A 7,510-nucleotide genomic window follows, 5' to 3' on the forward strand; every position below is an offset into this window, starting at 1 on the left:
GACTCTATCAGACTCTTTCGTGTCCGACTTCCTCGGTGCTTTCCAGTTCCAGCGCTTTCGCGCTTTCCCTTTCCGGCGATTCCGACTCTATCAGATCCTTTCGGGCCTGACTCCCAGTCAGCGGGCTTTGCCTCGGGGCTGTTTGGCCCCTTCGGCGAGTGAGACAGTAGCGGATTCCTTGCCTCCGAACCTAATCGGCGGCAGCGTCCTCGGACGCGGATTCCTCATTCGCAAATACGCATGAAAACAAGACGACGGAGTGCGTCGTTCGTTCGAATGTGTAGTGCGGGATGGCTGTCCGGGGACCGACCGAGGTCGGCGCTCACTTCGGACAACTCGAAGAACCTTACGGATCGGGCACATCTGTGTCAACCCCCGGCTCCCCCGGCTGACTGTCGACGCGCCGGTTCCCGAAACTCACCCCGTCCTCACCCCCGGCCCTCTACGCTGGTCCCATGACTACGCATGCGCCCACGCTCAGCCTTCGCTGGTGGGCCGCCTGACGGCGGCCGACCTTCCACGCGAGCACGCATGCGCTCACGGCCGCCGCTACGGCGGCCGTTTTTGTTTCTCCCCCTCCCGGGAGTGGCTCGGTCGCCCGACGCGGTGGCCCCGACATCACTCACACACAGGGAGAGCAGGACATGACGAGGATCTTCAGCGGGATCAAGCCGACCGGTCATCTGACGTTGGGGAACTACCTGGGAGCCGTCCGGCAGTGGGTCGCCACCGACCAGGAGCCGGACGAGGCGCTGTTCTGCGTCGTCGACCTCCACGCGCTGACCGTCGAACACGAGCCGGCGCGCGTACGGCGGCTCAGCCGGCAGGCGGCGACGCTGCTGCTCGCCGCCGGGCTCGATCCACAGCGGTGCACGCTCTTCGTGCAGAGCCACGTCGACGAGCACACGCGGCTGGCGTACCTCCTGGAGTGCACCGCCACCGACGGGGAGCTGCGGCGGATGATCCAGTACAAGGAGAAGGCGGCCAAGGCGCAGGCCTCCGGAGAGGGCGTACGGCTGTCGCTGCTCACCTATCCCGTGCTGATGGCCGCCGACATCCTGGCGTACGAGACCCAGGAGGTCCCGGTCGGGGAGGACCAGCGGCAGCACGTGGAGCTGACGCGCGATCTGGCGGTGCGCTTCAACCAGCGGTACGGGCACACCTTCGCCGTGCCGAAGGCGACGCTTCCGGCGGTGGCCGCGCGGGTCATGGACCTGCAGGAGCCGACCTCGAAGATGGGGAAGTCCCATGAGAACGGGGCGGGGATCGTCTATCTGCTCGACGAGCCCGGGGTCGTGCGCAAGAAGGTGATGCGGGCGGTCACCGACAGCGGGGACGGCGGGGTGGTCTACGACCGGGAGGCGCGGCCCGGGGTCGCGAACCTGCTGGACATCCTGGCGGCGTGTACCGGGGGCGACCCGGCCGTGCTCGCCGGGGAGTACAGCGGGTACGGGGCGCTGAAGCGGGATGTCGCCGACGCCGTCGTCGAGTTGTTGCGGCCGGTGCAGGAGCGGCATGCGGAGCTGGCGGGCGATCCGGCGGCGGTGGAGAAGGTGCTGCGCGAGGGCGCCGGGCGGGCCCGGGAGCTGGCGCGGCCCGTCGTGGACCGGGCGTACCGGGCCATCGGGCTGCTGGAGCCGTGAAAGGGGCCGGTGGGGTCCCGCACGGTGCGGGACCCCACCGGTACGGGGTGTCTCAGCTGTTGCCGGAGGCGAGCTCGCGGCTGCGGTCGCGGGCCGCTTCGAGGGCGGCGATGAGGGCGGCGCGGACGCCGTGCCGCTCCAGTTCGACGATGGCGTTGATCGTCGTACCGGCCGGGGAGGTGACGGCCTCGCGGAGCTTGACCGGGTGCTCGCCGCTGTCGCGGAGCATCACGGCGGCGCCGATGGCGGCCTGGACGATCAGGTCGTGGGCCTGGGCGCGGGGCAGGCCGAGGAGGATGCCGGCGTCGGTCATGGCCTCGACGAGGAAGTAGAAGTACGCGGGGCCGGAGCCGGAGAGGGCGGTGGCCGCGTCCTGCTGGGACTCGGGGACGCGCAGGGTCTTGCCGACGCCGCCGAAGATCTCCTCGGTGTGGGCGAGGTGCGCGGCGGTGGCGTGGCTGCCGGCGGAGATGACGGACATGGCCTCGTCGACGAGGGCCGGGGTGTTCGTCATGACGCGGACGACGGGGGTGCCGGGGCTGAGCCGTTCCTCGAAGAAGGAGGTGGGGATGCCGGCGGCGCCGCTGATGACCAGGCGGTCGACGGGGACGTGCGGGGCGAGCTCGTCGAGGAGCTTGGCCATGTCCTGAGGCTTGACGGTGAGGATGAGGGTGTCGGCGCGCTTGGCGGCTTCGGCGTTGGAGACGGCCTCGACGCCGTAGCGGGTGCGGAGCTCCTCGGCCCGATCGGCGCGGCGGGCCGTGACGAGGAGCTTCGAGGCGGGCCAGCCGCCGCGGATCATTCCGCTGAGCAGGGCCTCACCGATCTTGCCGGTACCGAGGACTGCGACTGTCTGGGTCATGCCCGTTCCACCTCGCCTGGGATGCGTGTACTCCCTCCTCATCCTCGCACCCGGGCGGGCAACGGGGCGGGGCCGTCCGGAGTGCGGTCAGGGGGTGCGGCGGCGGAGGGTGGCCGCGCCGAGGGCGAGTACGAGCAGGGCGCAGGCGGCGACGATCACGGCGTCGCGGACGAAGTCGGCGGTCATGTCGGTGTGCGTGAGGACCTGGGTCATGCCGTCGACGGCGTAGGACATGGGCAGGACGTCGGAGAGGCCTTCGAGGACCGGGTGCATGGTGTCGCGGGCCGCGAAGAGGCCGCAGAGGAGCAGCTGGGGGAAGATCACCGCCGGCATGAACTGGACGGCCTGGAACTCGGACGCGGCGAAGGCGGAGACGAAGAGGCCGAGGGCCGTGCCGAGGAGGGCGTCGAGGAGGGCGACGAGCAGGAGCAGCCAGGGGGAGCCGACGACGTCGAGGCCGAGGAGCCAGAGGGCGAGGCCGGTGGCGAGGAGGGACTGGAGGACGGCGACGGCGCCGAAGGCGAGGGCGTAGCCGGCGATGAGGTCGCCCTTGCCGAGCGGCATGGCGAGGAGGCGTTCGAGGGTGCCGGAGGTGCGCTCGCGCAGGGTGGCGATCGAGGTCACCAGGAACATGGTGATGAGGGGGAAGATCCCGAGGAGGGACGCGCCGATGCTGTCGAAGGTGCGGGGGTTTCCGTCGAAGACGAAGCGCAGCAGCGTGAGCATCAGTACGGGGACCAGGAGCATCAGCGCGATGGAGCGCGGGTCGTGGCGGAGCTGGCGCAGGACGCGGGCGGCGGTGGCGGTGGTGCGGGCACTGTTCACGGCGTCGTCTCCTGGGCGGCGAGTGCGTTGGCTTCGTCGACGAGGCGGAGGAAGCCTTCTTCGACGGTGGTGGAGTGGGTACGGGTGCGCAGGGCGTCGGGGGTGTCCTGGGCGAGGATGCGGCCTCCGCGCATGAGGAGGAGGTCGTGGCAGCGCTCGGCCTCGTCCATCACGTGGGAGGAGACGAGGAGCGTCGCGCCGCGGGTGGCGGCGATGTCGTGGAAGAGGTTCCACAGGTCGCGGCGCAGGACGGGGTCGAGGCCGACGGTGGGTTCGTCGAGGACGAGGAGCTCGGGGGTGCCGAGCAGGGCGACGGCGAGGGAGACGCGGCTGCGCTGGCCTCCGGAGAGGTTGCCGGCGAGGGCGTCGGCGTGGGTGGTGAGGTCGACGTCGGTGATGGCCTGGCGGACGGCTGCGGCGCGGCGGTCGGCGGCGGCGCGGCCGGGGTCGAGGACGGCGGCGAAGTAGTCGAGGTTCTGCCGGACGGTGAGGTCGTCGTAGACGCTGGGTGCCTGGGTGACGTAGCCGATGCGGGAGCGGAGCTCGGGGTGGCCGGCGGGGCGGCCGAGGACGTCGAGGGTGCCGGTGACGTGGGCCTGGGTGCCGACGATGGAGCGCATGAGGGTGGATTTTCCGCAGCCGGAGGGGCCGAGGAGGCCGGTGATGCGGCCGCGGGGGACGTCGAAGGCGATGGAGTCGATGACGGTGCGGGGGGTGCGGCCGGTTCCGCGTCGGACGGTCAGGCCGTGGGCGTGCACGGCTGCCGGGGCTCCCTCGGGCTGGTTATTCATCATGTGATGAATAATGCTCCTGGCGGTGCCCGCCGTCAATCGCCCGGGCAGAAGCGGGGCGAGGACGGGGGTGCGGTGGGCGTGGGCGGCTCGGGCTACTTCTTGCGCTTGGGGCGGCGGGCGGCCGGGTTGCCCGTACGGGAGCTGCGGCGGCGGGCGAAGTCGGCCAGGGCACGCTCGTACTCGGCGCGGCGGAGCTTCTCACCCGGGGCCTCGGCGAGGCAGCGCAGGAAGTACGCGATGAGGGAGCCGATGAAACCGATCACCTTGAGGCCCTTGAGGGCGGCCTCGTCGGAGGACGGGGCGGGGCGGCGGCTGAAGGAGTCCCAGGTCTTGACGAAGGCGATGGCACTGGCGATCGCGAAGAGGACGACGACCGAGATGCTGAGGAAGGGGCCGACGTTGCCGATCTCCAGGCCCTCGTAGGACAGGCGCAGCAGGAGGGCGGCGGCGACGGCGGTGACCAGCGAGCCGATCGCGGCGCCGGCGCGGCGCAGGGCGTAGCCGCCGTCGTGGTTCACCCAGGTGGTGCCGAAGAACGGGATCGGCTCGGGCTCGGGGCCGGTGGGGCCCGGGGCCTGCGCGGCCGGCTCGGCCTGCGCGGCCGGCTCGGTCGGGTTCTGGTCTCGCTGGTCGTCGCTCACAGCAGCGATTATCTCCCGCCGGGCCGGCCGGGCCGGGTGTGTCTCACGTGTCAGACGGGTCCGCGGACGGACCCGCCCGACGACAGAGACGGCCTAGCCGCAGTGCGTGACCACGTAGCCGTCGCTGCCGGTCTTCACGTAGGCGTCGGAGACGAACCGGCCGTTGCCGATGCAGTCCCAGATGTCCGTCGTGCCGTACGGGCCCGAGATGGTCGTGCCCTCGCACTGGCAGCGGAGCGTGACGATCGCGCCGAGCGGCAGGACGTCGACGACCGAGTAGTTGGTGCCGGGACCGCTGCGGACGTTCAGCCGGGAACCGGGCGCGACCGGGTACGACGGGTAGCCGGAGCCTGCCGCCAGGCTCTGGACTTGGCTCGAATCGTTCTCCACCGACATGCGAAATCTCCCCCCATGGGCGTTGCCCTGCGCAACTCGCGCAGGGTAGCAGGACCTTGGAGATGCGCAGGGGTCATCGACTAGGCTCCGGCGGGGGTGGTGAACGGTGCATTCGCTGCGCGCGGACTACGTGGGATTTCCGGAATACGCCGGGCAGTACCGGCTCGAATCGGTGCTCGGTTCCGGAGGGATGGGCGTCGTCCATCTGGCCACGTCCGACTCGGGGCTGAAACTCGCCGTCAAGATCGTGCACCCCGAGCACGCGGTGGATGCGGAATTCCGGGCCCGCTTCCGGCAGGAGGTCGCCGCCGCGCGGCGGGTGAGCGGGGCGTTCACCGCGCCCGTCGTGGACGCCGATCCCGATGCCGAACGGCCGTGGATGGCCACCCTGTTCATCGACGCGCCGACCCTCGCCGAACGGGTACGGGAACAGGTCCTGGACCCCGCCGAACTGGCCCGGCTCGCCGCCGGTCTGGCCGAGGCCCTGCGGGACATCCACCGGGCGGGCGTGGTGCACCGGGACCTGAAGCCCAGCAACGTGCTGATGGCCCCGGACGGGGTGCGGGTCATCGACTTCGGGATCTCGCGGCCGGCGGACAGCGACCTGCGGACCGAGACCGGCAAGCTGATCGGCACTCCGCCGTACATGGCGCCCGAGCAGTTCCAGCGCCCGCGGGACGTGGGGACGGCGGCGGACGTCTTCGCCCTGGGCGCCGTGCTCGTGCACGCGGCCACCGGGCACGGGCCGTTCGACTCGGACAGCCACTACCTGGTGGCGTACCAGGTGGTGCACAGCGAGCCCGATCTGACCGGCCTGCCGCCGCAGCTCGCGGGGCTCGTCGCCCGGTGCCTGGCGAAGGAACCGGCGGAGCGGCCCACCGCCGAGGAGCTGATCGCCGAGATGCGGGCGATCGCGTACCCGACCGCCGAGGACACGCAGAGCTTCATCCCCCGGCCGCGGCAGCCCGACGAGGCCGAGCTGCTCACCCACCGGAGGGACCGGGTCGCCACCGGGCCGAAGGCCCCGCGGCCGAAGGCCCCGCGCCGGCGGCGGGTCCGGCTGGCGGTCGGGGCCGGGGTCGGGCTGCTGCTCGTGGGCGCGGCGGTCGGCGGGTACGTGCGGTTCGGGACGGCGGCCGGGTCGCCCGCCCAGATCGCCGCGAAGGCGGATCCGGTGCCGCAGAAGACCTTCGCCCCGTGGACGGTCCCCCTGGGCACACCCGGGACGGGCAGCCGGATCGGGGCCTGTTCCTGGCAGGCGGCGGCCCTCTACTGCGCCGGACCGGGCCTCGCCGCGACCCGGCTCGACCCCGCGGACGGCTCGGCGGTGTGGGCGGTGGAGGCGACGGCGCCCGCGAAGGGGACGACGGCCGTGAGCGCGCCGCTGCACGCGGGCGGGCAGGTCCTCGTCGTGGTGCCGGGCAGTGAGACGCTCCGGGCGCTGGACCCGGGCACGGGGACGGAGCGCTGGCGGCACAAGCTCCCGGACGGCTCACAGGTGGTGGCCGCGGGCGGGCAGGTGCTGCTCGTGGGGACGACGGGCAGCGTCACCGCGCTGGACGCCGCGAACGGCACGCCCCGCTGGACCCGGCAGATCGGCGGGGTCGGCTCCGTGTGGTGGACCGGTGGCGGACCCGAGGGAGGAACGCCCGCACTGTACGTGGCGACGCCCGAGGGCAGCGGCGGGTCCACGCAGCTCGCCGCGGTCGACCCGGCGAGCGGGACGGTGGGCCGGCAGCTCCGGACGCCGGGACGGCTGCGGCCGGTCGGCGCGGCGCACGGCGGGCTGTACCTGATGGATCTCGACGCGTCCTCCAGGACCACCGCCGTCGTACGCGCCGACCTGGCGACGGGCGCGGTGCACCGGGTGCGGCTGACGGCGCCGTTGTTCGACGCGGAGGCGACGGTGGACCAGGACGGGGTCACGTACCTGTTCGGAACCTCCGGCGCGCTGGTCGCGGTCGGCGCCGCCAAGGAGGAGTGGCGGCTGGAGACGGGCGTGACGGTGGCCTCCCGGCCGGTGGTCGCCGACGGCCGGGTGTACCTGACGGCGCCGGACGGGCGGCTGCTGGCCGTCGACGCGGGAACCGGCCGGCCGGCGGGCCAGACCAGGCCGAGGATGGCCGACGGCGGCAACACGTACGCGTCCACGCTGCCCGCGCCCGTCGTCGGCGGCGGGCGGGTGTTCGGGGGCGCGCCCGACGGGTCGGTGTTCGCGGTGGCGGCGGGGGATCCGGGCAGGTGGTGAAACGGCGGCGGCCCCCCCCCCGCGGGGGGGGGGGGGGCGCCGGGGGGGGGGGGTTTAAGTGGATTTTAGTGTTTTTATTGGGTGTGAGCCCCCGGGGGGGT

The 7,510-nt window shown here is 72.5% G+C and carries 7 protein-coding genes; 2 read left to right on the forward strand and 5 right to left on the reverse strand.

Going from position 1 to position 7,510, the window contains the following annotated elements; all coding sequences use genetic code 11:
- The first annotated feature begins 644 nt into the window (after window positions 1-644).
- Window positions 645-1,643 carry a tryptophan--tRNA ligase gene (gene trpS, locus ACFYZ4_RS39775; protein ID WP_351598766.1) on the forward strand — a complete coding sequence of 333 codons (999 nt, stop codon included), beginning with the start codon at window positions 645-647 and terminating at the stop codon, window positions 1,641-1,643.
- A gap of 52 nt (window positions 1,644-1,695) precedes the next feature.
- On the opposite strand, the gene proC is transcribed toward trpS, so the two are convergent.
- The 5 genes from proC to ACFYZ4_RS39800 all read right to left on the reverse strand — a co-directional run bounded on the left by proC (window position 1,696) and on the right by ACFYZ4_RS39800 (window position 5,161).
- Entirely contained in the window at window positions 1,696-2,505 is an 810-nt protein-coding gene (gene proC / locus ACFYZ4_RS39780; RefSeq protein ID WP_351303957.1) for a pyrroline-5-carboxylate reductase, read from the reverse strand.
- An 87-nt stretch (window positions 2,506-2,592) separates the two neighbouring features.
- Entirely contained in the window at window positions 2,593-3,330 is a 738-nt protein-coding gene (locus tag ACFYZ4_RS39785; RefSeq protein WP_384353026.1) for an ABC transporter permease, read from the reverse strand.
- Entirely contained in the window at window positions 3,327-4,124 is a 798-nt protein-coding gene (locus ACFYZ4_RS39790) for an ABC transporter ATP-binding protein (protein WP_351303951.1), read from the reverse strand. The genes ACFYZ4_RS39785 and ACFYZ4_RS39790 overlap by 4 nt, the downstream gene beginning before the upstream one ends.
- Before the next feature lie 92 nt (window positions 4,125-4,216).
- Window positions 4,217-4,765, reverse strand: a complete 549-nt coding sequence (locus ACFYZ4_RS39795) for a hypothetical protein (RefSeq protein ID WP_390786304.1) — start codon at window positions 4,763-4,765, stop codon at window positions 4,217-4,219.
- Window positions 4,766-4,858: 93 nt separating this feature from the next.
- Window positions 4,859-5,161 carry an SH3 domain-containing protein gene (locus ACFYZ4_RS39800; RefSeq protein ID WP_351303948.1) on the reverse strand — a complete coding sequence of 101 codons (303 nt, stop codon included), beginning with the start codon at window positions 5,159-5,161 and terminating at the stop codon, window positions 4,859-4,861.
- Between the two features lie 106 nt (window positions 5,162-5,267).
- Between ACFYZ4_RS39800 and ACFYZ4_RS39805 the strand changes: the two genes are divergently transcribed.
- Complete coding sequence (locus tag ACFYZ4_RS39805; protein ID WP_390786305.1) at window positions 5,268-7,409, forward strand: serine/threonine-protein kinase; 2,142 nt, start codon at window positions 5,268-5,270, stop codon at window positions 7,407-7,409.
- The last annotated feature ends 101 nt before the right edge of the window (window positions 7,410-7,510 follow it).

This window comes from Streptomyces sp. NPDC001513, assembly GCF_042894695.1.
In the GTDB taxonomy this organism is placed as follows: Bacteria; Actinomycetota; Actinomycetes; order Streptomycetales; family Streptomycetaceae; genus Streptomyces.

Bases quoted from the DNA above. Each gene is read 5' to 3' on its own strand.
- trpS (WP_351598766.1), top strand. From the start codon at position 645: ATGACGAGGATCTTCAGCGGGATCAAGCCGACCGGTCATCTGACGTTG.
- proC (WP_351303957.1), bottom strand. From the start codon at position 2,505: ATGACCCAGACAGTCGCAGTCCTCGGTACCGGCAAGATCGGTGAGGCC.
- ACFYZ4_RS39790 (WP_351303951.1), bottom strand. From the start codon at position 4,124: ATGATGAATAACCAGCCCGAGGGAGCCCCGGCAGCCGTGCACGCCCAC.
- ACFYZ4_RS39800 (WP_351303948.1), bottom strand. From the start codon at position 5,161: ATGTCGGTGGAGAACGATTCGAGCCAAGTCCAGAGCCTGGCGGCAGGC.